19 protein-coding genes are annotated in these 23184 nt (G+C 70.7%); 12 read left to right on the top strand and 7 right to left on the bottom strand.

Features of this window, described 5'->3' with window-relative positions; genetic code table 11:
- Position 1 precedes the first annotated feature (1 nt).
- Positions 2–1162: an acyl-CoA dehydrogenase family protein gene (locus N4P33_RS01505; RefSeq protein ID WP_260824327.1), complete on the top strand. Its 1161-nt coding sequence runs from the start codon at positions 2–4 to the stop codon at positions 1160–1162.
- Between the two features lie 6 nt (positions 1163–1168).
- Here N4P33_RS01505 and N4P33_RS01500 read toward each other — a convergent pair whose 3' ends face one another.
- On the bottom strand, positions 1169–1513 hold the full coding sequence (locus N4P33_RS01500; protein ID WP_260824326.1) for a hypothetical protein: 345 nt from the start codon (positions 1511–1513) through the stop codon (positions 1169–1171).
- A 151-nt stretch (positions 1514–1664) separates the two neighbouring features.
- Between N4P33_RS01500 and N4P33_RS01495 the strand changes: the two genes are divergently transcribed.
- The 6 genes from N4P33_RS01495 to N4P33_RS01470 all read left to right on the top strand — a co-directional run bounded on the left by N4P33_RS01495 (position 1665) and on the right by N4P33_RS01470 (position 8881).
- A complete protein-coding gene (locus tag N4P33_RS01495; RefSeq protein WP_260824325.1) occupies positions 1665–2708 on the top strand; it encodes an ABC transporter substrate-binding protein in 1044 nt (347 codons plus the stop codon).
- Between the two features lie 123 nt (positions 2709–2831).
- On the top strand, positions 2832–3707 hold the full coding sequence (locus N4P33_RS01490; RefSeq protein WP_260824324.1) for a siderophore-interacting protein: 876 nt from the start codon (positions 2832–2834) through the stop codon (positions 3705–3707).
- A gap of 171 nt (positions 3708–3878) precedes the next feature.
- A complete protein-coding gene (gene desA, locus N4P33_RS01485; RefSeq protein WP_260824323.1) occupies positions 3879–5321 on the top strand; it encodes a lysine decarboxylase DesA in 1443 nt (480 codons plus the stop codon).
- Positions 5305–6582, top strand: a complete 1278-nt coding sequence (locus N4P33_RS01480; protein ID WP_260824322.1) for a lysine N(6)-hydroxylase/L-ornithine N(5)-oxygenase family protein — start codon at positions 5305–5307, stop codon at positions 6580–6582. The genes desA and N4P33_RS01480 overlap by 17 nt, the downstream gene beginning before the upstream one ends.
- The gene (locus tag N4P33_RS01475) at positions 6579–7112 is read left to right on the top strand and encodes a GNAT family N-acetyltransferase (RefSeq protein ID WP_260824321.1); all 534 of its coding nucleotides are present in this window, start codon (positions 6579–6581) and stop codon (positions 7110–7112) included. The genes N4P33_RS01480 and N4P33_RS01475 overlap by 4 nt, the downstream gene beginning before the upstream one ends.
- Positions 7109–8881 carry an IucA/IucC family siderophore biosynthesis protein gene (locus tag N4P33_RS01470; RefSeq protein ID WP_260824320.1) on the top strand — a complete coding sequence of 591 codons (1773 nt, stop codon included), beginning with the start codon at positions 7109–7111 and terminating at the stop codon, positions 8879–8881. Before N4P33_RS01475 ends, N4P33_RS01470 begins: the two co-directional genes overlap by 4 nt.
- A gap of 97 nt (positions 8882–8978) precedes the next feature.
- Here N4P33_RS01470 and N4P33_RS01465 read toward each other — a convergent pair whose 3' ends face one another.
- From N4P33_RS01465 to N4P33_RS01450, 4 genes are all read right to left on the bottom strand, one after another.
- On the bottom strand, positions 8979–11921 hold the full coding sequence (locus tag N4P33_RS01465) for a hypothetical protein (RefSeq protein WP_260824319.1): 2943 nt from the start codon (positions 11919–11921) through the stop codon (positions 8979–8981).
- Positions 11922–11923: 2 nt separating this feature from the next.
- Positions 11924–13759, bottom strand: a complete 1836-nt coding sequence (locus N4P33_RS01460) for an HSP90 family protein (RefSeq protein ID WP_260824318.1) — start codon at positions 13757–13759, stop codon at positions 11924–11926.
- 59 nt (positions 13760–13818) lie between these two features.
- Positions 13819–14799 carry a hypothetical protein gene (locus tag N4P33_RS01455; protein ID WP_260824317.1) on the bottom strand — a complete coding sequence of 327 codons (981 nt, stop codon included), beginning with the start codon at positions 14797–14799 and terminating at the stop codon, positions 13819–13821.
- Between the two features lie 107 nt (positions 14800–14906).
- On the bottom strand, positions 14907–16541 hold the full coding sequence (locus tag N4P33_RS01450) for a beta-N-acetylhexosaminidase (protein WP_260824316.1): 1635 nt from the start codon (positions 16539–16541) through the stop codon (positions 14907–14909).
- Positions 16542–16621: 80 nt separating this feature from the next.
- Here N4P33_RS01450 and N4P33_RS01445 point away from each other — a divergent pair, with 80 nt between their 5' ends.
- From N4P33_RS01445 to glmS, 3 genes are all read left to right on the top strand, one after another.
- On the top strand, positions 16622–17521 hold the full coding sequence (locus N4P33_RS01445) for a DUF4429 domain-containing protein (RefSeq protein WP_260824315.1): 900 nt from the start codon (positions 16622–16624) through the stop codon (positions 17519–17521).
- A 74-nt stretch (positions 17522–17595) separates the two neighbouring features.
- A complete protein-coding gene (locus N4P33_RS01440; RefSeq protein WP_030869322.1) occupies positions 17596–17853 on the top strand; it encodes a hypothetical protein in 258 nt (85 codons plus the stop codon).
- 13 nt (positions 17854–17866) lie between these two features.
- Positions 17867–19684, top strand: a complete 1818-nt coding sequence (gene glmS / locus N4P33_RS01435; protein ID WP_260824314.1) for a glutamine--fructose-6-phosphate transaminase (isomerizing) — start codon at positions 17867–17869, stop codon at positions 19682–19684.
- 144 nt (positions 19685–19828) lie between these two features.
- Here the strand turns inward: glmS and N4P33_RS01430 are convergent, their stop codons facing one another.
- Entirely contained in the window at positions 19829–20386 is a 558-nt protein-coding gene (locus N4P33_RS01430) for a GPR1/FUN34/YaaH family transporter (protein ID WP_260824313.1), read from the bottom strand.
- A gap of 150 nt (positions 20387–20536) precedes the next feature.
- Complete coding sequence (locus tag N4P33_RS01425; protein WP_260824312.1) at positions 20537–21064, bottom strand: universal stress protein; 528 nt, start codon at positions 21062–21064, stop codon at positions 20537–20539.
- Positions 21065–21401: 337 nt separating this feature from the next.
- On the opposite strand from N4P33_RS01425, the gene N4P33_RS01420 reads away from it, so the two are divergent.
- On the top strand, positions 21402–21782 hold the full coding sequence (locus tag N4P33_RS01420) for a hypothetical protein (protein WP_260824311.1): 381 nt from the start codon (positions 21402–21404) through the stop codon (positions 21780–21782).
- Positions 21783–22158: 376 nt separating this feature from the next.
- Positions 22159–23184: GlxA family transcriptional regulator (locus N4P33_RS01415; RefSeq protein WP_260824310.1), on the top strand; the 1026-nt coding region annotated here is incomplete at its 3' end.

The following is a 23184-nucleotide window of genomic DNA, read 5'->3' as shown; positions in this document are numbered from 1 at the left end:
CATGGACCACAAGCTCTCCCCCGAACTGGAAGAACTCCGCCGTACGGTCGAGGAGTTCGCGCACGATGTGGTGGCGCCGAAGATAGGCGACTTCTACGAGCGGCACGAGTTCCCGTACGAGATCGTGCGGGAGATGGGCCGCATGGGCCTGTTCGGCCTGCCGTTCCCGGAGGAGTACGGCGGCATGGGCGGCGACTACTTCGCGCTGGGCGTGGCCCTGGAGGAACTGGCGCGGGTCGACTCGTCGGTGGCCATCACGCTGGAGGCGGGCGTCTCGCTGGGCGCCATGCCGATCCACCTCTTCGGCACGGAGGAGCAGAAGCGCGCGTGGCTCCCGCGCCTCTGCACCGGCGAGATCCTGGGCGCGTTCGGCCTGACGGAGCCGGACGGCGGCAGCGACGCGGGCGCGACGCGTACGACGGCCCGTCTGGACCCGGGCACCGACGAATGGGTCATCAACGGCACGAAGTGCTTCATCACCAACTCGGGCACGGACATCACGGGCCTGGTGACGGTCACCGCGGTCACGGGCCGCAAGCCCGACGGCAGGCCGCAGATCTCCGCGATCATCGTCCCGTCCGGCACACCGGGCTTCACGGTGGCGGCGCCGTACTCGAAGGTCGGCTGGAACGCCTCGGACACGCGGGAGCTGTCCTTCCAGGACGTCCGCGTCCCGGCGGCGAACCTCCTCGGCGAGGAGGGCCGGGGCTACGCCCAGTTCCTCCGCATCCTGGACGAGGGCCGCATCGCGATCGCGGCGCTGGCGACGGGCCTGGCGCAGGGCTGCGTGGACGAGTCGGTCAAGTACGCCAAGGAACGCCACGCCTTCGGCAAGCCGATCGGCGCGAACCAGGCGATCCAGTTCAAGATCGCCGACATGGAGATGAAGGCCCACACGGCCCGCCTCGCCTGGCGCGACGCCGCCAGCCGCCTGGTCGCGGGCGAACCCTTCAAGAAGGAAGCGGCCCTGGCCAAGCTCTACTCCTCCACCATCGCGGTGGACAACGCCCGCGAGGCCACCCAGATCCACGGCGGCTACGGCTTCATGAACGAGTACCCGGTCGCCCGCATGTGGCGCGACTCCAAGATCCTGGAGATCGGCGAGGGCACGAGCGAGGTCCAGCGGATGCTGATCGCCCGCGAGCTGGGCCTGACGAGCTGACCGCGCTCAGCCCTCGACCAGGGCGAACAGCGTCGACAGGAACGCCATCGGGGTCAGCGCCAGGCCCGTGCTGATGGACCAGTAGCGGAGGGCGGACACGCCCGTCCTCGGGCGGGCGTAGGCGTTCACGGGGAGCCACAGGGCCAGGAAGACCGACCAGAGCAGGGTCAGGACGATGAGCCAGGGCAACGTGCCGTCGTTGTCCGTGGGGTCACGGGGGGTCAGGGCCCAGAGGTGGGACAGGACGAACATCGCCGTCAGCCACAGGGGGACGATCGCGGCGACGCCGAGGATCAGGTTGGCGGCCACGGGTGTGCCCCAGCGGCGGTGCCATCTGACGTGGTGTTGCATGGCCGGCCCCCTTGGTGATCGGGATCACCGTACAGGGGCCCGGGCACCCTCTGGACATGAGCTGAGGTTAGGCTAGCCTAAGCCTGTTTCCAGCCCAGGGGCCCGCCAGCGTGCACCCGCCGGCTCCGTACGCACGAAAGCAGACCCACCCATGTCGAACGCCAGAACCGCCCGCTTCTCCCGTCGCGGACTGCTCGCCGCCGGCGGCGCCCTCGGACTCGGCGCCGTGCTCACGGCCTGCGGGGACGAGGACAAGAAGGACAGCGGCTCGGGCTCGGCGGACGAGGCCAAGTCCGGCCCGTGGACCTTCAAGGACGACCGCGGCAAGACCGTGAAGCTCGACAAGGTGCCCGCGAACATCGTCGCGTTCACCGGTGTCGCCGCCGCCCTGTACGACTACGGCGTCGAGGTGAAGGGCGTCTTCGGCCCCACCAAGACGAAGGACGGCAAGGCCGACGTCCAGGCCGGCGACATGGACATCAGCAAGGTGACCGTCCTCGGCAACGTCTGGGACCAGTTCAACGTCGAGAAGTACGCCGCCCTCGCGCCCGAGGTCCTCATCTCCACGACCTTCGACAGCGCCGGCACGCTCTGGTACGTCCCCGAGAAGTCCAAGGACAAGATCGCCAAGCTCGCTCCGAGCGTCGCCATCTCGGTCTTCGACCGTCAGCTGACCCAGCCGCTCCAGCGGATGTGGGAGCTCGCCGAGTCGCTCGGCGCCGACATGAAGGCCGACAAGGTCGTCGACGCGAAGAAGCGATTCGAGGAGGCGTCCGAGCGGCTGCGGAAGGCCGCCAAGGCCCACCCCGACATCAAGGTGATGGCCGGTTCCGCCAGCCAGGAGCTGTTCTACGTCTCCGGCACCAACCTGTCCGTCGACCTCGAGTACTTCAAGGCGCTCGGCGTGAACTTCGTCGAGCCGTCCGAGGAGGCGAAGAAGGCGACGGGTGGCTGGTTCGAGAGCCTCAGCTGGGAGAACGTCGACAAGTACAAGGCCGACATCATCATGATGGACGACCGGTCGTCGGCGATCCAGCCCGCGGACATCACCGAGGCGACGTGGAAGAAGCTGCCCGCGGTGAAGGCGGGGCAGGTCATCCCGCGGTCGGCTGAGCCGATTCTGTCGTACGACAAGTGTGTGCCGCTGGTGGAGAATCTGGCGGCTGCGATCGAGAAGGCGAAGAAGGTTAGCTGAGGCGGGTTCTGAGCGCCGTGGGGGCGTGTGTGAGTGGGGGGCTGCGGGTCCGTTGTGGCTGGGCGCGCAGTTCCCCGCGCCCCTGGGGCGTTTCCCCTGACGTCAATTCAGGAGTGTCCCCACGTGAGTACCGCAGTCGCCAGTCCCTTTCGTTTCTTCTCTCTGCACGTTCTGCGGACTCGGCGGGTCTCGCCGTCTCTTACCCGGGTCACCTTCGGTGGGGACGAGTTGCGGGACTTTCGGTCCCACGGGCTTGATCAGTCGCTGTCGCTGTTCCTGCCCCATCCCGGGCAGGAAGAGCCCGTCGTGCCCATCGAGCTCGGGGACTCGTGGTGGCAGGGGTGGCGGGAGCTGCCCGATGACGTGCGCGCCGTGATGCGGTCGTACACCCTTCGGGGGCTGCGGGCGGACGCGCACGGTCGCACCACCGAGATCGACATCGACTTCGTGCTGCACGGCATCGGGGGCGACAGCGGCTCCAGTGAGGCCGGGCCCGCTTCCCGCTGGGCCAGTCAAGCCGGCCCCGGCGACCGGGTGTTGCTGCTCGGGCCCGCGCTCGCCGACAACCGGGCCATCCGCTTCCGGCCGCCCGACGGTACCGATCTCGTCCTGCTCTGGGCCGACGAGACCGCCCTGCCCGCCACCGCCGCCATCCTCGAGGCGCTGCCCGCCGGGACCCGGGTCCGGGCCTGGATCGAGGTGCCGGATGTACAAGACGTCCAGGAACTCGTGACGGACGCCGACGCCGAGATCACCTGGTTCACTCACAGCACACACGACACCGCCCAGGACTCCCCCATGGCCCTGGACGGCATCCGTGCCGCTCAACTGCCGTCCGCCGAGCGGCCGTACGTATGGATCGCCGGTGAGTCCGGCAGCGTCAAGCAGCTGCGGCGGCACTTCGTCTCCGAGCGCGGGATCGACCGGCGGGCCGTGACCTTCGTGGGGTACTGGCGGCGCGGGCTGACCGAGGAGCAGTTGCGCGAACAAGGGGAGTAGCGGCGGCGGTTGACGCCTCGTCATCAAGGGAGTGACCACGGTCACGATGCGGGGCGAGAACGGGACAGTGCGACTTAGGTTAGGCTAACCTAAGTCGCGCTTCGGCATCACGCCCCGCGCGACCTCACCGCTCCCTCCCGCACCGGACTGTCCCCACCGGAGGACCCCCACATGCGCTCGCACCTGCTCAACGACACCACCGCGGAGCAGTACCGCCGCTCCGTGACCGAAGGAGTCGAGCGGGTGGCCGCCAAACTCGCCACCACCGACCGGCCGTTCACCGGCGTCACCGTCGACGCCCTCTCCCCCGCCATCGACGCGATCGACCTCGACCAGCCGCTCGGCGACATCACCGCCGCGCTGGACGAACTGGAGGACGTCTACCTCCGGGACGCGATCTACTTCCACCACCCCCGCTACCTCGCCCACCTCAACTGCCCGGTCGTCATCCCGGCCGTGCTCGGCGAGGCCGTGCTCTCCGCCGTCAACTCCTCCCTGGACACCTGGGACCAGTCGGCCGGCGGCACCCTCATCGAGCGCAAGCTCATCGACTGGACGGCCGCCCGAATTGGCCTCGGACCCGCCGCCGACGGGGTGTTCACCTCCGGGGGTACGCAGTCCAACCTCCAGGCGCTGCTCCTCGCCCGCGAGGAGGCCAAGAGCGACTCGCTCGCGAAACTGCGCATCTTCGCCTCCGAGGTCAGCCACTTCAGCGTGAAGAAGTCCGCGAAGCTGCTGGGCCTCGGGCAGGACGCCGTCGTCGCCATCCCCGTCGACCACGACAAGCGGCTGCAGACCGTCGCCCTCGCCCGCGAGCTGGAGCGCTGCACCGAGGCCGGTCTCGTCCCCATGGCCGTCGTCGCCACCGCCGGCACCACCGACTTCGGCTCCATCGACCCGCTCCCCGAGATCGCCGAGCTGTGCGAGCAGTACGGCACCTGGATGCACGTCGACGCCGCCTACGGCTGCGGGCTGCTCGCCTCGCTGAAGTACCGGGACCGCATCGACGGCATCGAGCGCGCCGACTCGGTCACCGTCGACTACCACAAGTCCTTCTTCCAGCCGGTGAGTTCGTCCGCCGTGCTGGTGCGGGACGCGGCCACGCTGCGGCACGCCACCTACCACGCGGAGTACCTCAACCCGCGCCGCATGGTGACCGAGCGCATCCCCAACCAGGTCGACAAGTCCTTGCAGACCACCCGCCGCTTCGACGCGCTCAAGCTGTGGATGACGCTGCGCGTGATGGGCGCCGACGGCATCGGGCAGCTCTTCGACGAGGTGTGCGACCTCGCGGCCGAGGGCTGGAAGCTGCTTGCCGCCGACCCGCGCTTCGACGTCGTCGTCGCGCCGAGCCTGTCCACGCTCGTCTTCCGCTACATCCCGGCCGCCGTCACCGACCCGGCCGAGATCGACCGCGCCAACCTCTACGCCCGCAAGGCCCTGTTCGCCTCCGGTGACGCGGTCGTCGCGGGCACCAAGGTCGCCGGGCGCCACTACCTGAAGTTCACCCTGCTCAACCCCGAGACCACGACGGCCGACATCGCCGCCGTCCTCGATCTGATCGCCGGCCACGCCGAGCAGTACCTGGGAGAGTCCCTTGACCGCGCTTCCTGACACCACGACGAAGACCTACGACTTCGTGGGGATCGGGCTCGGGCCCTTCAACCTCGGCCTCGCCTGCCTCACCGAGCCGATCGACGAACTGACCGGCGTCTTCCTGGAGTCCAAGCCGGACTTCGAGTGGCACGCGGGGATGTTCCTCGACGGCGCCCACCTCCAGACGCCGTTCATGTCGGACCTGGTCACCCTCGCCGACCCGACCTCGCCGTACTCCTTCCTCAACTACCTGAAGGAAAAGGGCCGGCTGTACTCGTTCTACATCCGCGAGAACTTCTACCCGCTGCGCGTCGAGTACGACGACTACTGCCGCTGGGCCGCGAACAAACTCAGAAACGTCCGCTTCGGCACGACGGTCACCGAGGTGACGTACGACGGCGACGTGTACGTCGTCCGCACCGCGGCCGGTGAGTCCTTCCGCGCCCGGCATCTCGTCCTCGGCACCGGCACCCCGCCGCACATCCCGGACGCCTGCGCCGGCCTGGACGGCGACTTCATCCACAACTCCCGCTACGTCCAGCACAAGGCGGAGCTGCAGAAGAAGAAGTCGATCACGCTGGTCGGCAGCGGTCAGTCCGCCGCCGAGATCTACTACGACCTGCTCAGCGAGATCGACGTCCACGGCTACCGGCTGAACTGGGTCACCCGCTCCCCGCGCTTCTTCCCGCTGGAGTACACCAAGCTCACGCTGGAGATGACGTCTCCGGAGTACATCGACTACTACCACGCCCTCCCGGAGCAGACCCGCTACCGGCTCACCGCCGAGCAGAAGGGCCTGTTCAAGGGCATCGACGGCGAGCTCATCAACGCGATCTTCGACCTGCTCTACCAGAAGAACCTCGGCGGTCCCGTGCCGACGAGGCTCCTCACCAACTCGGCGCTCACCGGAGCCCGGTACGAGAACGGCACGTACACGCTCTCCTTCCACCAGGAGGAGCAGGACAAGGACTTCGAGATCGACTCCGAGGGACTCGTCCTCGCCACCGGGTACAAGTACATCGAGCCCGAGTTCCTCAAGCCAGTGCGCGACCGCCTTCGCTACGACTCCCAGGGCAACTTCGACGTCGCCCGCAACTACGCCATCGACGTCACCGGGCGCGGCATCTTCCTCCAGAACGCCGGAGTCCACACCCACAGCATCACCAGCCCCGACCTGGGCATGGGCGCCTACCGCAACTCGTACATCATCCGCGAGCTGCTCGGCACCGAGTACTACCCGGTCGAGAAGACCATCGCGTTCCAGGAGTTCGCCGTATGACCTTCACGTTCCGCCCCCTCGACCCGCTGAAGGACGCAGAGCTGCTGCATTCCTGGGTCACCCACCCGAAGGCCGCCTTCTGGATGATGCAGGACGCGAAACTGGAGGACGTCGAGCGCGAGTACATGAAGATCGCCGCCGACGAGCACCACCACGCGTATCTCGGCCTCGACGAGAGCGGCCGGCCCGCCTTCCTGATGGAGAAGTACGACCCCGCCCACCGGGAACTGGTCGGGCTGTACGAGCCGCGGCCCGGGGACGTCGGCATGCACTTCCTCACCCCGCCGACGGACCGGCCGGTGCACGGGTTCACCCGGTCCGTGATCACCGCCGTGATGGCGTACCTGTTCGAGGACCCGGCCACACGGCGGGTCGTCGTCGAGCCGGACGTCGAGAACACGGCGGTGCACGCGCTGAACGAGGCCGTCGGGTTCGTGCCCGAGCGGGAGATACAGAAGCCGGAGAAGCGGGCCTTGCTGAGTTTCTGCACGCGGGAACAGTTCTTCGCGACGACGGGGGTGGCGGCATGAGCCTCGCCGACGCCGTAGCGCATCTGACGCCCGAGCACTGGGAGCAGGCCAACCGACTGCTGATCCGCAAGGCGCTCGCCGAGTTCGCCCACGAGCGGCTGATCACCCCGGAGGAGGCGGGCGACAAGAGCTATGTCGTCCGCAGCGACGACGGGCTGACCCAGTACCGCTTCACCGCCGTACGCCGGGCGCTCGACCACTGGCAGGTGGACGCCGATTCCCTCACCCGGCACCGCGAGGGCGCCGAACTGCCGCTGTCCGCGCTGGACTTCTTCATCGAGCTGCAGAAGTCGCTGGGTCTGAGCGACGAGGTGCTGCCGGTGTATCTGGAGGAGATCTCCTCCACCCTCTCCGGCACCTGCTACAAGCTCACCAAGCCGCAGATCCCGGCCGCCGAGCTCGCCCGCGCCGACTTCCAGGCGATCGAGACGGGGATGACCGAGGGCCACCCGTGCTTCGTCGCCAACAACGGGCGGCTCGGGTTCGGCATCCACGAGTACCTGTCGTACGCGCCCGAGACGGCAAGCCCCGTCCGCCTGGTGTGGCTGGCCGCGCACCGCTCGCGGGCCGCGTTCACGGCCGGTGTCGGCATCGAGTACGAGTCGTTCGTGCGGGACGAGCTCGGTGAGGACACCGTCGAGCGCTTCCACGGGGTGCTGCGCGGGCAGGGGCTCGACCCGGCGGACTATCTGTTCATCCCGGTCCACCCCTGGCAGTGGTGGAACAAGCTCACCGTCACCTTCGCCGCCGAGGTCGCCAGGAAGCATCTGGTGTGCCTGGGCGAGGGCGAGGACGAGTATCTGGCGCAGCAGTCCATCCGGACCTTCTTCAACCGGTCCAACCCGGAGAAGCACTACGTCAAGACGGCCCTGTCCGTCCTCAACATGGGCTTCATGCGCGGTCTTTCGGCCGCTTACATGGAGGCCACCCCGGCGATCAACGACTGGCTGGCGCAGCTCATCGAGGGCGACGAGGTGCTCAAGGGCACGGGTCTGTCGATCATCCGGGAGCGGGCCGCCGTCGGCTACCGGCATCTGGAGTACGAGCAGGCCACGGACCGCTACTCGCCGTACCGCAAGATGCTGGCCGCGCTCTGGCGGGAGAGCCCGGTGCCGTCGCTGGGGGAGGGCGAGCAGCTGGCGACCATGGCCTCGCTCGTCCATGTGGACCATGAGGGGGCGTCCTTCGCGGGCGCGCTGATCGAGCGGTCGGGTCTCACGCCCACCGAGTGGCTGCGGCGCTATCTGCGGGCGTACTACACGCCGCTGCTGCACAGCTTCTACGCCTACGACCTGGTGTTCATGCCGCACGGCGAGAACGTCATCCTGGTGCTGAAGGACGGCGTGGTGCAGCGGGCGATCTACAAGGACATCGCCGAGGAGATCGCGGTGATGGACCCGGACGCGGTGCTGCCGCCGGAGGTGTCCCGGATCGCGGTGGAGGTCCCGGAGGACAAGAAGCTGCTGTCCATCTTCACGGACGTCTTCGACTGCTTCTTCCGCTTCCTGGCGGCGAACCTCGCCACCGAGGGGATCCTCGACGAGGACTCCTTCTGGCGCACGGTCGCCGAGGTCACCCGCGCGTACCAGGAGTCGGTGCCGGAGCTGACCGAGAAGTTCCAGCAGTACGACATGTTCGCGCCCGAGTTCGCGCTGTCCTGCCTCAACCGGCTCCAGCTGCGCGACAACAGGCAGATGGTCGACCTCGCGGACCCGTCCGGCGCGCTGCAGCTGGTCGGCACGCTGGAGAACCCGATCGCCGGGTTCTGACACACCGCCCGCACGGAGCGGCGGGCACCGGACAGGCGGGCACCCCGGAGTACGGTCCTCCGGGGTGCCCGTCCGCGTGTGCCGGTACCGGCCGCCGTCAGTCCTCGTCGCGCAGCTGCGCGGCCAGGGACGCCAGCGGCTCGATGTCCTCCGTGTGGCCCAGCGGGGTCAGGCGGGCGATCGCCGCGTCGAGGCGGGCCAGGGCGGGGGCGGTGCGCTCCAGGTAGATGCCCTCCACGGCCGCCGCGAGGCGGACGCACTCGGCCCACTCGCCGGCGTGATCCGGGTCCTGCCCCGGGTCGCCGAGCAGGGCGACGGCCTTGTCCAGCGCCGCGAGCGCGTCCTCGTAGGCGCCGGCGTAGGCGTTGACCCTGCCGTACTCGTAGGCCAGGGCGGTGTCCAGGGAGCGGCCGTGGGCCTGGTACCCGGCGGCGCGGGCCTCGTCGGCGACCCGGCCCGCGTCCTCGAGGAAGCGGAGGGCGCCGGGCAGGCCGTCGGGGCCCTGCTGCTGGGCCTGGAGGCGGGCGAGTTCGCGCAGGCAGTTGCTGAGCTGCTCGAAGCGCGGCTCCAGGGCGTGGGCGGCGAGCGCCTGGTCCGCGGCCTCGCGGGCGCGGGTGAACTCGCCCGATTCGGCGAGGAGTACGGCCGTCTCCGCCGCGATCATGGCGTGGCTGCCCGGGTCGTCGTCCCAGCCGGCCGACTCGGCCGCGAGGGCGACGAACTCCGCGGTGGCCGCCTTGAGGTCCCCGCCCGCGTGCAGGGCGCGGGCGCGGGTCAGGCGGAGCTGGGCGAGGAGCCGGTCGTCCAGCTCGCCCGCGGCGGCGTCCGGTTCGGCCAGGAGCGAGTCGAGCAGGGCGATGCAGTCCTCGACGCGGCCCAGGTCGAGGGTGAGGCGGGCGGCGTTGCTGTAGGTGCAGAACGCGTCGAAACGGCTGCCGCGGCGCAGCTCCAGCTCGGCGGAGCGGGTGAGATGCCGCAGGGCCTCGTCGGGGCGGCCCAGGTGCAGGCAGGCCTCGGCGAGATCACCGTGGAGGTGGGCGGTGCCGCGCCCTTCGGAGGGCCACTCGGCGGCCAGGCGCAGCGCCTCGGACAGGTCGGCGTAGGCGGCCTCGGCGTCCTGGAGGCCGAGCTGGAGCTTGCCGCGCAGCCCGAGCGCGCGGGGCAGGTGCCAGGCGGGGCCGTGTTCCCTCAGCCGGCCGAGGAGGGTGTCGATCTCGGCGACGGCGGCGGGCAGCTCGCCGGTCATGGCGTAGGTGGTGGCCCGCAGCAGCCGCGCACCGGAGATCTGCGTGCCGATGCCGTGCCGGGTGGCGAACTCCTCCAGCAGGCCAGCCTCGGCGAGCACCGGCGCGCTGTGCTCCTCGCGGTGCGAGGTCTGGAAGCGCAGCGCGAGCGCGGTCACCCGCAGCCGCAGCAGCCGCGCTTCCTGGTAGGGGGTGAGCCCGCCGGTCTCCTCATGCAGCCGGACGATGGAGGCATGGGCGTCGGTCAGCGCGCTTGCCTTCGCCTGGGCCGCCACCTCTTCGTCGACCGCCTCTTGCTCCGGCGGCATCTCCGCGGTCGCGAGCAGCGCGCAGGCGTGGGTGATGGCTGCCTGGCCCGGTTCGCCGGCGTCCTCGTAGAGGCCCGCGGCCTCCTCCAGGAGGGCGGCGGCGACCGCGAAGTCGTCCTTGTCGCCCGCGCGGTTGCCCTCCTCCGCCAGCAGGTCCGCGCGCAGGCGCACCAGCGGACCCACGGCCGGGTCGTCGGGGTGGGTGTAGGCGGGGTCGGTGACCAGTGCGCGCAGGCGGGCCCAGAGGGCGCGGGCGTCCGGGTGGCCCTGTTCGTCCAGTTCCCGCGCCCGTGCGATGAGGTCCGGGAGGGACTCGGGGACGGCGGGCGCGGCGGCCGGAGCGGCGGGGGCCGCCGCCGGGGTCACGTCGTCCAAAGTCCGGCTGCGCAGGGTCAGTTCCAGCGCGTCCAGGAGCGGCGCCCGGTCGAGGCGGGCCCTGCGGCGGTCGGTGTGGGCGGTGGTGCCGTTGCGGGCGTCGAAGCGGGCGGCGAGGTCGTCCGCGCGGCCCCGTACCTCGGCACGCAGGGCGGTCACCGTCCAGGTGCGGCCGGCGTATCCGGCGGCGGGCAGGTCGCCGTGGCCGAGGAGTTCGACGCGCTGGAGGAGGACCTCCACACCGGTGAGGAAGTCGAGCTGGTCCAGCGGCGAGTCGACCTCGCCGAACAGGGTGCGGTTCTCGGCGAGCAGTTCCAGGCCGCGCGCCTCGTTGCCGGTCAGCGCGCAGAACTCCAGGTGCCGACCGACCTCTCCGGCCATCGAGGGATTGCGGCGGGAGCCGCGGTACCCGGCGAGGTGCAGGGTGCGCGCCTCGTCCGTGCGGCCGGTGCGCAGCAGGGGCAGCAGCGCGTACGAGATGGAGCGGGCCGGCTCCTCCTGGCAGGACTCCTTCCCGGCGAGGACGGGCTCCCAGGTGGCCAGCGCGCGTGCGTCGTCGCCCGCCCGGAGGTGGTACAGCGCGCGCTCGCAGATCTCGCAGGCCTCGCAGTCGCTGAGCCGGGTGCGGGCGCGGCCCGCCCACAGCTCGTAGGCGAGGGCGGTGTCCTCGCCGATGTGGGCGGCGAGTTGGTACGCCTGGCCGTAGTACGGCTGGAGGCCGAGCCCCTCCTTCTCGTACCGGTCGTGCATCTCCGTCTGCCACTGGCGCAGGCTGGCCAGGGGTATCTCGGGCAGCTGGCGCAGGGCGTTCGCGACCCACTTGAACCGCCAGAACAGCATGTGGCGCAGCCGCTCGTCGAAGACGTCGGGCTGCTCATCGAACAGGGTGAGCAGCCGGGCGAAGACGACCGGCGACTTGCGGGGTTCGGAGCCGTAGGTGTACGCCTCCTGGAGCTCGAACAGGGCGTGGACGAGCGGCACAGGCTCGCCGAACTGCTCGGCGGCGTCGACGAGTTCCTCGGCGGTGACGGTGCGGGTGCGGCCGTAGGGGCGCCGGTCGTTCTCCTGGAGCGCCTGGTACAGCTCGTCGGTGGTCTGGGGTGCGGTCGGCATCGTCAGCTGTCCTTGCGCAGGGCGTGGGCGAGAAGGTCGAGGAAGGAGCGGTTGATCAGGCTCGACTCGGCGGGCCTGAGCGGGCGCCGGGACAGCATCGCGGCCTGCCCGTAGAGGGCCTCGGCGCTGGTGCGGGCCAGCTCGGGTTCGTCGATGGTGAGGGCGGTGCGGACCAGCGGGTTGAGCTGGTTGAGGATGAGCTGGGCGCGCGGCGCCTCCTGGCGCAGGGCGCCGAGGATGTCGCCCCAGACGCCGCCCTGCTGCTCGCGGGCGAGCTGGGAGCGGGTGCGCTCGTGGCGGGCCTCGCGGCTGTCCATGAGCAGGGCGGGTGCGGAGGCGGGCTGGAAGGTGCGCAGCGCGACGTCGCAGTCGAACACGGCGAGGGCGTCGCGGGCCTGTGCGAGGTAGGCCGCGGCGGCCAGTTCCGTCTCCCGGTCGACCGGGTCGAGGTGGGCGGTGAGGGTCGCCGGGTCGAGGTCGGCGACGCTCACCTCGGGCCGGACCTCGGGCAGCCGGTGGACCAGGTCGCGGTCGTAGGTGTAGCCGCCGTTGACGACACCGAGCCCGGCGGCCGAGGCGATCTGGGCGATCTGCCGGAACTCCTCCACGCTGGAGGTGACCAGCACGGTGCGGTGGGTGCGCGCGAACTCGTCCAGGGTGCAGTGCCCGTCGGTCGTCTCGAACGGCAGCCAGGGCAGCAGCATCCGCAGGATCTCGTCGTCGTGCACGGCGAGCGACTTCACGGCGAGGTGGTGGGCCTGGAGGAAGCGGCCGAGCAGCTCGGGGTCGCTGGCGGCGGCGCGGGCGATCCAGGCGCGCAGCTTCTCGGCGAGGGCGTCACGCACGGCGGCGAGGGTGTCGTCCTCGTACAGGGACTCGCGCGACGCGGTCGGGCGCAGGCTCTCGGCGTCGACGACGCAGCGGACGAAGAACGCCCAGTCGGGCAGGATCTCCTCGGCCTGCTCGGACAGCAGCATGCCCTTCACGTGCACGCGGTGGCCGTGCCGGCGTCCGGCCGGTACCGCCTCGGGCAGCACGCAGGCGATGCCCTTGAGGCCGACGGCGGGCAGGTCGAGCTCGATGGTGTCCAGCGGCGTGAAGCCGAAGACCTCCTCGCCGTACGCGGCGAGCGCGCGGGCGCGGGCACCGGGCGTGGGATAGGTGCGCGACCAGGGCGCGGGCTCGGGGTTGATGGACGCTCCCGGGCCTCCGGTCCCGTCGTCGAAGGTCACCGGGTGCCGCAGCAGCGAGCCGAAGTGCCGGGCCAGCGTGTGCACCTGGGCGGGGCGGGTCCACTCGGCGGCGTCGGCGCGCGGGGTGAGGGTGACGGTGGTGCCGGGCCGGGGGCGGGCGGAGGCGGGCAGGGTGCGGACGGTGTACGAGCCGTCGCCGCGGCCCCGCCACTCCACGGCGGGCGCGTCGGGGGTGCGGGCGGAGCGGCTGACGACGTGGATCTCGTCCGCGACGAGGAAGCAGGACAGCAGGCCGATGCCGAACTGGCCGATGAAGTCGGCGCGCTGCTCGGCGATCTTCTCGGCGCGCTTGCTGCTGCGCCCGATGGTGGCGAGGAAGGTGTGCACATCGGCCTCGGTGAGTCCGACACCGTCGTCCTCGACGCGGACGGCCTTGCCGTCGGCGTACAGGCGGATGCCGAACGCGCCCGCGGAGGCGGCAGGTTCGAGAGTGTGCCGGGCGGTGAGCGCGTCCACCGCGTTCTGCATCAGTTCGCGCAGATAGACGCGGGGGCTGGAGTAGAGGTGGTGGGACAGGAGGTCGACGAGACCGCGCAGGTCGACCTGGAAGGTGCGGTCGGTGGCGGTGTGCTCGGGCAGAGTCATCGGCGGTCCGGGGTGCGTGAAGTGGTGGGGCGATGGCGGGAGACGGAGGACCGGAAGGCTCAGAAGGCCTTGCGGAAGCGGGCGTACGCCTTCTGCGGGTCGGCCATGAACGTCCACGGCCACTCGGTGAACACGCCGTCCAGTTCGCGGAAGACGTTCGAGGCCTTGCTGCTGCCGGCCAGCGAGAGGGCCATGGCGAACATGTTGTAGTCGCCCTGCCAGCCCAGGCGGCGCTCGTACGCGTGGTGCAGGATGCTGCGCTCCGCCGCTTCCCTCAACTCGGCGCAGATCCGCGGCTGTTGCAGGCAGTCCCGGTTGTCCGACTCCACCCACTCCTCGATGTACGCCATGGCGATGACGCAGCCGAGCCGGTGGCCGTCGGGCGCGGCGGCGAAGGCCTTGCGGGCGAACTCCAGAGCCTGGCCCGGCTCGCCTCCCCAGCGGGGCTGCAGCTGCGACACCCACTCCAGGTGGATGTCCAGGTTGAGCGGATCGCGGCGCAGACCGGCGTCGCGGCGGGTCTCCTTGACGCTGTCGTCGAGGGACATGCCACGGGCGGACGTGAGGAGATGCCGCCACGGTGTGATCCAGTCGGGGCGGAGCTCGGCGGCCTCGAGCAGGTGCTCCTCGGCGATGCGCAGCCGCTCGTAGAAGGTCTGCCACTGCTCGCGCGACACGTCCACGGCGCGGGCGGAGGTACGTGCCTCCCAGCCCCAGTGGACGTGCCGCGCGCCCGATATCAGCAGGGCGGTGGCCCGGTGTTCCTTGTCCTCCTCGGCGGCCTGGACGATCCACTCCTGCACGCCGTCGATCACGGCCAGCTCACCGAGCACGGCCTGCTCCCGGCCGAGGTCGAACGGCGCGAGGGCCTCCTTCACGGCCGTCCAGTCCCCCGCGTCGGCTGCCTCCACCAGGGCGAGCACCCTCGGGTCGCCGAGCGCGCGCAGGGTGAGGACCCCGTGCTTGCCCTTGCGCGGGGCGAGCACCTGCGGATTCCCCGCCTGTCTGTCCCCGCCCCTGCCCAACAACTTCCCCAGCATGGCCGCCCCTCCCCGGGTACCGCGTGATCGTTGCGGTGCAGCATAAGGGCGGCCACCGACATCACTTCCACAGGGTTTCCACGAGGACTCCACGGCCTCGCGGGAGGTCAGCCGGCGTCGGCGCCCCCTTCGGCCGGCCACAGCACCTGCGGCGAGCGGTAGTAGCCGATCCCCAGCGCCTCCCAGCGCGGCGCCTGGGACGCGAGCCGCTGCCGGTAGTCCGCCCAGTCGTGCGTGGCGGCCGGGGACCAGCCCAGCTCGGCGATCCCGGGCAGCCTCGGGAAGGCCATGAACTCCAGGTGCCCGGAGTTCTCCAGCGTCTCCGTCCACAGCGGCGCCTCGACACCCCGGATCGCGGAGGCGGGAGCGCCCGGCAGATAGGCGCCCGGGTCCCAGTCGTAGGACCGCTGCACCTCCACATAGCCCGCCCAGGACAGGCCGAGCGGGGTGTCCTTGTCGTACTTCATGTCGAGGTAGGCGCGGTCGGCGGGCGAGAGGATCAGGCCGGTGCCGTTGCGGGCGGCGGCCGCCACCTGCTCCTTCTCCGCGGCACTGGTGCCGTCCAGGCCCCAGTACTGGGCGAGGGCGCCCTTGGCGGGGGTGGCGCCGGTGAGCTGGTGCCAGCCGATGACGGTCTTGCCGTACTCGGCGACGATCGGCTGCACGCGGTCCATGAACTTCACGTAGTCCTCGTGCGGGGTGGAGTGCGCCTCGTCACCGCCGATGTGGAGGTAGCGGCCCGGGGTGAGCGCGGCCAGCTCGCGCACCACGTCCTCGACGAAGTCGTAGGTGATCTCCTTGCCGACGCACAGCGAGCTGAAGCCGACCTCGGTGCCGGTGTAGAGCGGGGGTGCCACGCCGTCGCAGTTCAGGCCGGCGTAGGAGGCGAGGGCGGCGTTGGTGTGGCCCGGCATGTCGATCTCGGGGACGACCTCCAGGTGCCGGGAGGCGGCGTAGCGGACGATCTCCTTGTAGTCGGCCTTGGTGTAGTACCCGCCGGGTCCGCCGCCGACCTCGGTGGAGCCGCCGTAGGTCGCCAGGCGCGGCCAGGAGTCGATGGCGATGCGCCAGCCCTGGTCGTCGCTGAGGTGCAGATGCAGCTTGTTGACCTTGTAGAGGGCGAGCTGGTCGATGTACCGCTTGACCTCGCCGACGGAGAAGAAGTGCCGGGAGACGTCCAGCATGGCGCCGCGCCAGCCGTAGCGCGGGGTGTCCTCGATGGTGCCGCCCGCGACCAGCCAGGGGCCGGGCTGGACGGTGTCCTTCTCCACGGCGGCGGGCAGGAGCTGACGGAGCGTCTGCACACCGTGGAAGAGCCCGGCGGGCCGTGCGGCGGTGATGGTGACGCCGGAGCGGCCACTGTGCAGGCGGTACCCCTCCTCGCCGAAGGGGCCTTTGCCGAGGCGGAGTCGGATGCCGCCGCGCCCGTGGTCGGTGACGGGCAGCCGGTAGCCGGTGGAGGGCCGCAGGACGTCCGCGAGGTACTCGCCGACCGTGCGCGTCTCGCGCGAGCCGTCGACGCGGATCTGGGTGCCGCGGGTGATGCGGTAGGGGGAGCCGCCCGGCTGCACGGAGGCGGGTGCCGGGATCACGCGGTCGAGCGGGACGGGGCCGGAAGCGGGGCTGCTGGGCTCGCGGGCGGGCGCGGCCCCGGTCAGGGATGCGCCGACGGCCGTGACGAGCAGCAGGGAACCGAGAAGGCGAAACGTTCTGCGGTGCGGTCTTACAGAGCGTTCTCTCACAAGTGTGTCCCTTCCGTGCGCGGTTGCGCTCCAAGAGGTCTGGACCACTCTCTCGCGAGAGGGATGGAACAATCCAGACCATGGCGGAAATCATCCAGAAGGACGGCACCTGGGCCTTCGACGGCGATGCGCTCCGGCTGACCCCCGGACGGGACAAGAGCGTGGGTCTGCTGCGCCGGACCCTGGGCGAACTGGTCGTCCCGCTGGGCGCGTTGGCGGGGATCTCGTTCGAGCACGGCAAGAAGGCCGGGCGGCTCAGGCTGCGGCTGCGGGACGGCGCCGACCCGCTGCTGCACGCGACGGGCGGCCGGCTGACCGAGCCGCACGACCCGTACCAGCTCGTGGTGGAGTCCGACCGGTACGGCGTCGCGGAGTACTTCACGGACGAGGTGCGCAACGCCCTGCTGCTCGACGAGGTGCCGTCCGACCCGGTGGACTCCTATCTGCTGCCGGGCCCGTCCGTGCCGCTGTCCGTCTCCGCCGGGGACGGCACGGTGAGCTTCGACGGGGAGCGCGTGCGCCTGGAGTGGAACTGGAAGACGGAGGACGCCAAGGCCGCCGCCGGCACCCGCACCCTCGCCCTGGGTGACATCACCGCCGTCGAGTGGCAGCCGGCCGCCGGACTGGACAACGGCCATCTGCGCTTCCACGTCCGGAACGCGCCCACCAAGGCGCCCGCCAAGTACGACCCGAACGCGGTCGAGCTGTGGGGTTTCAAGAAGGACCCCCTGATGGCGCTGGTCGCCGCCGCCGTCCAGGCCCGCCTCCCCCATCCGGCCGCCGCAGCGGACGGACCCCACTCCCAGGACGCGGCCGCCCTCCCGGCACCGGCCCCCACCAGCCCCGCCCCCGCTCCCGCCGAGGACGACCACGATGCCCTGCTCCGCCGCCTGCGCGAGCTCGGCGAGCTGCACCGCTCCGGGATCCTCACCGACGAGGAGTTCTCCCTGGCCAAGCAGGCGATCCTCAAGCGCATGTAGCAGGACCGCTACACCTCTGCCCGGAATCGGGCAGAATTCTTGCGTCAGAGTCTCCGGTACCTCAGGATCATCGAGTGCACGACGAACTTGTTGATCATCTGACGCGGTCCACGCCCCTCAGCCGGGGCGAGGCGCTGCGGGTGATCCAGGACGTGCTCGCCTACTTCGACGAGACGACCGAGGAGTACGTCCGTCGCCGCCATCGCGAGCTCCAGGCCCAGGGCCTGGTGAACGCGACGATCTTCGAACGGATCGAGGCGGACCTCAGATACCGCGCGGTGGCCCCGCCGGAGCTCTCGCTCCGGCAGCTGCGGCGCATCGTCTACGGCTAGGAACACACCCAATATGTGCGGAATCGTCGGATACATCGGCAGGCGAGAGGTCGCTCCGCTGCTGCTGGAAGGCCTGCAGCGCCTGGAGTACCGGGGCTACGACTCGGCGGGCATCGTCGTCACGTCCCCCAAGACGGCCGGCCTGAAGATGGTCAAGGCCAAGGGCCGCGTGCGTGACCTGGAGGCGAAGGTCCCGGCCCGCTTCAAGGGCACCACCGGCATAGCCCACACCCGCTGGGCCACCCACGGCGCCCCCTCCGACGTCAACGCCCACCCGCACCTGGACGCCGAGGGCAAGGTCGCCGTCGTCCACAACGGCATCATCGACAACGCCGCCGACCTGCGCCGCAAGCTGGAGGCCGACGGCGTCGAGTTCCTCTCCGAGACGGACACCGAGGTCCTGGTCCACCTCATCGCCCGCTCGCAGGCGGAGAAGCTGGAGGACAAGGTCCGCGAGACCCTGCGCCTCATCGAGGGCACGTACGGCATCGCCGTCCTGCACGCCGACTTCCCGGACCGCATCGTCGTCGCCCGCAACGGCTCGCCGGTCGTCCTCGGCATCGGCGAGAAGGAGATGTTCGTCGCCTCGGACATCGCCGCGCTGGTCGCCCACACCCGCCAGATCGTCACCCTCGACGACGGCGAGATGGCCACCCTCAAGGCCGACGACTTCCGCACCTACACCACCGAGGGCACCCGCACCACCGCCGAGCCCACCACCGTGGAGTGGGAGGCCGCCTCCTACGACATGGGCGGCCACGACACCTACATGCACAAGGAGATCCACGAGCAGGCCGACGCCGTGGACCGCGTGCTGCGCGGCCGCATCGACGACCGCTTCTCAACCGTGCACCTCGGCGGCCTCAACCTCGACGCCCGCGAGGCCCGCCGCATCCGCCGCGTGAAGATCCTCGGCTGCGGCACCTCGTACCACGCGGGCATGATCGGCGCCCAGATGATCGAGGAGCTGGCCCGCATCCCCGCCGACGCCGAGCCGGCCTCGGAGTTCCGCTACCGCAACGCGGTCGTGGACCCCGACACCCTGTACGTCGCCGTCTCCCAGTCCGGTGAGACGTACGACGTCCTCGCGGCCGTCCAGGAGCTGAAGCGCAAGGGCGCCCGGGTCCTCGGCGTGGTCAACGTCGTCGGCTCGGCGATCGCCCGCGAGGCCGACGGCGGGATCTACGTCCACGCGGGCCCCGAGGTCTGCGTGGTGTCGACCAAGTGCTTCACCAACACCACGGTCGCCTTCGCCCTCCTCGCCCTGCACCTCGGCCGCACCCGCGACCTCTCCGTCCGCGACGGCAAGCGGATCATCGAGGGCCTGCGCAAGCTGCCGGAGCAGATCGCCGAGATCCTCAAGCAGGAGGAGGACATCAAGCAGCTGGCCCTGAAGTACGCCGAGGCCCGCTCGATGCTCTTCATCGGCCGCGTCCGCGGCTACCCGGTGGCCCGCGAGGCCTCCCTCAAGCTCAAGGAGGTCTCGTACATCCACGCCGAGGCCTACCCCGCCTCCGAGCTCAAGCACGGCCCCCTCGCCCTCATCGAGCCGGCCCTCCCCACGGTCGCGATCGTCCCCGACGACGACCTGCTGGAGAAGAACCGCGCCGCGATGGAGGAGATCAAGGCCCGCAGCGGCCAGATCCTCGCGGTCGCCCACCAGCCCGAGACCAAGGCCGACCACACCATCGTCGTCCCGAAGAACGAGGACGAACTCGACCCCATCCTGATGGGCATCCCCCTCCAACTCCTCGCGTACCACACGGCGTTGGCCCTGGGCAGAGACATCGACAAGCCCAGGAACCTGGCCAAGTCAGTAACGGTCGAGTAGGGGGTTAGGGGCGCGGGGAACTGCGCGACCAGCCACAGACAACCCGCACAGGCCGAACAACCGAACGGACCCCCACGTGTGCCACCCACACACAGGGGGTCCGTTCTCACACGCCGGGAGCCGCCCAACTCCCGGCCCGCGCAGCTAGCCGGTGGCCGTCACACCCCGGCCCGCGCGACGAGGCACCACAGTCGGCCAGTTCGCGACAGCGGCCGTCGCCGCATACCAGGCAACGACCCCCGCCGCCACGGCGAACCATCCACCCACCTTCGCCAGACTCCCGTTCTCGGCGAACGCGGCAACCGCCATCAACACCAGCGCCACCAGGAACAACCCGTACGTCCCCTTGGCGAGTTGGTCACCCGGCGCCGCGGCCAGCGTCAGCGCAACGAGCGCGAACAGCAGCAGGAACATCCCGGACGCGTTCGCGGAGCCCGGCTCCGCCACCGCCCAGGTGAACCACAGCGCGCCGAGGACCGAGTACGCCGTCCCGGAGGTCATGTCACCCTCGCGGAGCGCGAACAGCCCCACGACGAACAGGGCGACGCCGCCCACGTACTGAGCGATGGATCCGGCGTCCGCCGCCGTCACGCCGTCGATGACCTCGGTGGCGCCGAGACCGAAGGCCAACAGGGTGATACCCAGGGCGAGTCGGCCGGCCACACTGGTGATTCCGCTTCCCGCAGAGACGTCGTTGTCCACGGCGGGCTCCCTTCGTGCATGTGCAGTTGTGCGGTGTGGCATATATGCCCTTCACAAAGGCACAAACACCTCTACGCGCCAGTAGTTTTGAGCATCCGCAGAAGGGTTCCGGCGCTTCCCAGATCTCATCTCACCTGGGACAACGGCGAGTTACGGAATGACAACGACGGGGCGCTGCGCCCGCTTGGCGAGCCGGCCCGCGACCGAGCCGAAGATCCGGCCCACGATGCCGTGCGTGGAGCCGACCACGATCGCGTCGGCCTCGTACTCCCGGCCGACCTCTTCCAGTTCGTGGCAGATGTCGCCGCCGCGCTCGACCAGGATCCAGGGCACCTCGGCGAGATAGTCCGCACACGCCAGCTCCAGCCCCAGCACCTCGGTGCGGTGGTCCGGCACATCGACGAAGACCGGCGGCTCGCAGCCCGCCCACACGGTGGTCGGCAGCCGGTTGGCGACATGAACGATGATCAGGCCCGAGCCGGAACGCCGGGCCATGCCGATCGCGTAGGCGAGGGCGCGCTCGCTGGAGGTGGAGCCGTCGAAGCCGACGACCACTCCGTGCCGGAACGCGGGGTCGCAGGAATGGCGTGGCTGTTCCGCCGCCAGGGGATCGGCCGCCGTGGGGTCGGCGACCGGTCGCTTGCGGTCCGCGGGTTCGAAGAATTCGTGACCGGCCATGGCTGTCTCGGCGTTGTGATCCTTTTATGGGGGACGACAGTGTGCGGCGGAGCTGTGTCCGGGAATGGTCTTCCCAACCCCATACCCCCAAGGGTACGGCGGCACGCCTCCTAAGCCCAGATCCCGCCGACGCTGGCGGCGGGTTCCCCGGAGCATGCACGAGGGGATGCCCGTAACGCAATGGTTGCTGCGTTGTACAGGCGGTTTGCACAGGATTCAACATTCCCCGGCATCCGGACGTGCCCGGCCTCTTTCCCCGTCGTCCGCACGGGAAACGCAGTGACCGACGGGGAGGCCGCGCGTTGAACTCCGTGAGCCACGCCACAGGGAGCACACCATGCCCGGACCCGGTCCCGCCCCGGAGGCGGACCGCGCGATCACCGACGTGGTCCGCTGGGCGGCGTTCAGCTGTCTGCTCGTCCCCGTCGTCCTGCTGTGGTGCGGCTCCTCCCTGGCCGGCGCCACCGGCATCGCCCTGGGCCTCGCGGCCGTCACGGGCGCCTGCCACCTCCTGATCCGCCGCTCGGCGCGGGCCGCCGCCCGGGAGTCCTCGGAGGAGCCGTCAGGGGACCGGCCGACGGGCCGGGCGGGCGACCGGCCCGGTATCCCCGCACCCCACCGCGGCCGGCACCACCGCCCCCGAACCCCCGCCCACCGCACCGGCGGTGGCGCTCACCGGGGCGGACGGCACGGCGGCGGAGATACACCGGTCGGCTGACCGGTTTCCGCGCACGAGCCCGTCTCTTTTCAGCCAACTTCCGGTTCCTGTGCATTCCCTGTCGTGAGCACCCCCCAACCCCTGTTCCACCTGCACGGAAAGGGCCGCCGGGGGTCTGCGCACCCTACGGGGATTGGCCACTGCGACAAGGCGCACTTCCCTGCGCCCTCCCCTAGTGCAACGCTTCGTGATCGAATGCTTCACGCCAAGTTGCCAAGTCGACAATGCGCCGGGTGCCGAACTGGCCACCCGGGCGCGATCGGACGCAGTAGATTCGATCTTGACTGTTACGGCGGGGGACTCGTGCAAAACCGAGGGGAAACGTGCAGGAGCGACACGACCGAGGAGCCGCGACCACCGAGGGGGGCTTAGCAGCATGAGCCACGACTCCACTGCCACGGAGACCGCGGCCCGGAAACTCGCCGGGCGACGCCGCAAGGAGATCGTCGCGGTGCTGCTGTTCAGCGGCGGCCCCATTTTCGAGAGTTCCATACCGTTGTCGGTGTTCGGGGTTGACCGCCAGGACGCCGGCGTACCGCGCTACCGCCTGCTGGTGTGCGGCGGCGAGGAAGGCCCGCTGCGGACCACAGGGGGCCTGGAACTCACCGCGCCACACGGCCTGGAGGCGATCTCCCGCGCGGGCACGGTCGTCGTACCGGCCTGGCGCTCGATCACCTCACCACCGCCTCAGGAGGCGCTCGACGCACTGCGCCGGGCCCACGAGGAGGGCGCACGCATCGTCGGGCTGTGCACCGGCGCGTTCGTCCTCGCGGCGGCGGGACTGCTGGACGGCCGTCCGGCGACCACGCACTGGATGTACGCGCCGACGCTGGCGAAACGCTATCCGTCGGTGCACGTCGATCCACGCGAACTCTTCGTGGACGACGGCGACGTGCTGACATCGGCGGGCACGGACCACGGCAACGAGGCGGCCGGCGCGCTCGCCCGCCGCCTGGTGGTGCCGCCTCGCCGGAGCGGAGGCCAGGAACGCTACCTGGACCGCTCTTTACCCGAGGAGATCGGCGCCGACCCGCTCGCCGAGGTCGTCGCCTGGGCGCTGGAGCACCTCCACGAGCAGTTCGACGTGGAGACGCTGGCGGCACGCGCGTACATGAGCCGGCGTACGTTCGACCGCCGCTTCCGCTCGCTGACCGGCAGCGCGCCGCTGCAGTGGCTGATCACCCAGCGGGTGCTGCAGGCGCAGCGGCTGCTGGAGACCTCCGACTACTCGGTGGACGAGGTCGCCGGCCGCTGCGGCTTCCGCTCGCCGGTCGCGCTGCGCGGGCACTTCCGGCGGCAGCTGGGTTCTTCTCCGGCCGCCTACCGGGCCGCGTACCGCGCGCGGCGCCCGCAGGCCGAGCGGAACCAGGACGCCGACAGCGCCCCGGCCGCGCAGGGCGGC

Source organism: Streptomyces sp. 15-116A (genome assembly GCF_025290915.1).
Taxonomy (GTDB): domain Bacteria; phylum Actinomycetota; class Actinomycetes; order Streptomycetales; family Streptomycetaceae; genus Streptomyces.
This window is presented reverse-complemented; position numbering and strand designations above follow the sequence as displayed.

Excerpts from the sequence above, each read along its gene's own strand:
- N4P33_RS01505 (WP_260824327.1), top strand. The coding sequence starts at position 2 with ATGGACCACAAGCTCTCCCCCGAACTGGAAGAACTCCGCCGTACGGTC.
- N4P33_RS01500 (WP_260824326.1), bottom strand. The coding sequence starts at position 1,513 with ATGCAACACCACGTCAGATGGCACCGCCGCTGGGGCACACCCGTGGCC.
- N4P33_RS01495 (WP_260824325.1), top strand. The coding sequence starts at position 1,665 with ATGTCGAACGCCAGAACCGCCCGCTTCTCCCGTCGCGGACTGCTCGCC.
- desA (WP_260824323.1), top strand. The coding sequence starts at position 3,879 with ATGCGCTCGCACCTGCTCAACGACACCACCGCGGAGCAGTACCGCCGC.
- N4P33_RS01475 (WP_260824321.1), top strand. The coding sequence starts at position 6,579 with ATGACCTTCACGTTCCGCCCCCTCGACCCGCTGAAGGACGCAGAGCTG.
- N4P33_RS01470 (WP_260824320.1), top strand. The coding sequence starts at position 7,109 with ATGAGCCTCGCCGACGCCGTAGCGCATCTGACGCCCGAGCACTGGGAG.
- N4P33_RS01465 (WP_260824319.1), bottom strand. The coding sequence starts at position 11,921 with ATGCCGACCGCACCCCAGACCACCGACGAGCTGTACCAGGCGCTCCAG.
- N4P33_RS01460 (WP_260824318.1), bottom strand. The coding sequence starts at position 13,759 with ATGACTCTGCCCGAGCACACCGCCACCGACCGCACCTTCCAGGTCGAC.
- N4P33_RS01455 (WP_260824317.1), bottom strand. The coding sequence starts at position 14,799 with ATGCTGGGGAAGTTGTTGGGCAGGGGCGGGGACAGACAGGCGGGGAAT.
- N4P33_RS01445 (WP_260824315.1), top strand. The coding sequence starts at position 16,622 with ATGGCGGAAATCATCCAGAAGGACGGCACCTGGGCCTTCGACGGCGAT.
- glmS (WP_260824314.1), top strand. The coding sequence starts at position 17,867 with ATGTGCGGAATCGTCGGATACATCGGCAGGCGAGAGGTCGCTCCGCTG.
- N4P33_RS01425 (WP_260824312.1), bottom strand. The coding sequence starts at position 21,064 with ATGGCCGGTCACGAATTCTTCGAACCCGCGGACCGCAAGCGACCGGTC.
- N4P33_RS01420 (WP_260824311.1), top strand. The coding sequence starts at position 21,402 with ATGCCCGGACCCGGTCCCGCCCCGGAGGCGGACCGCGCGATCACCGAC.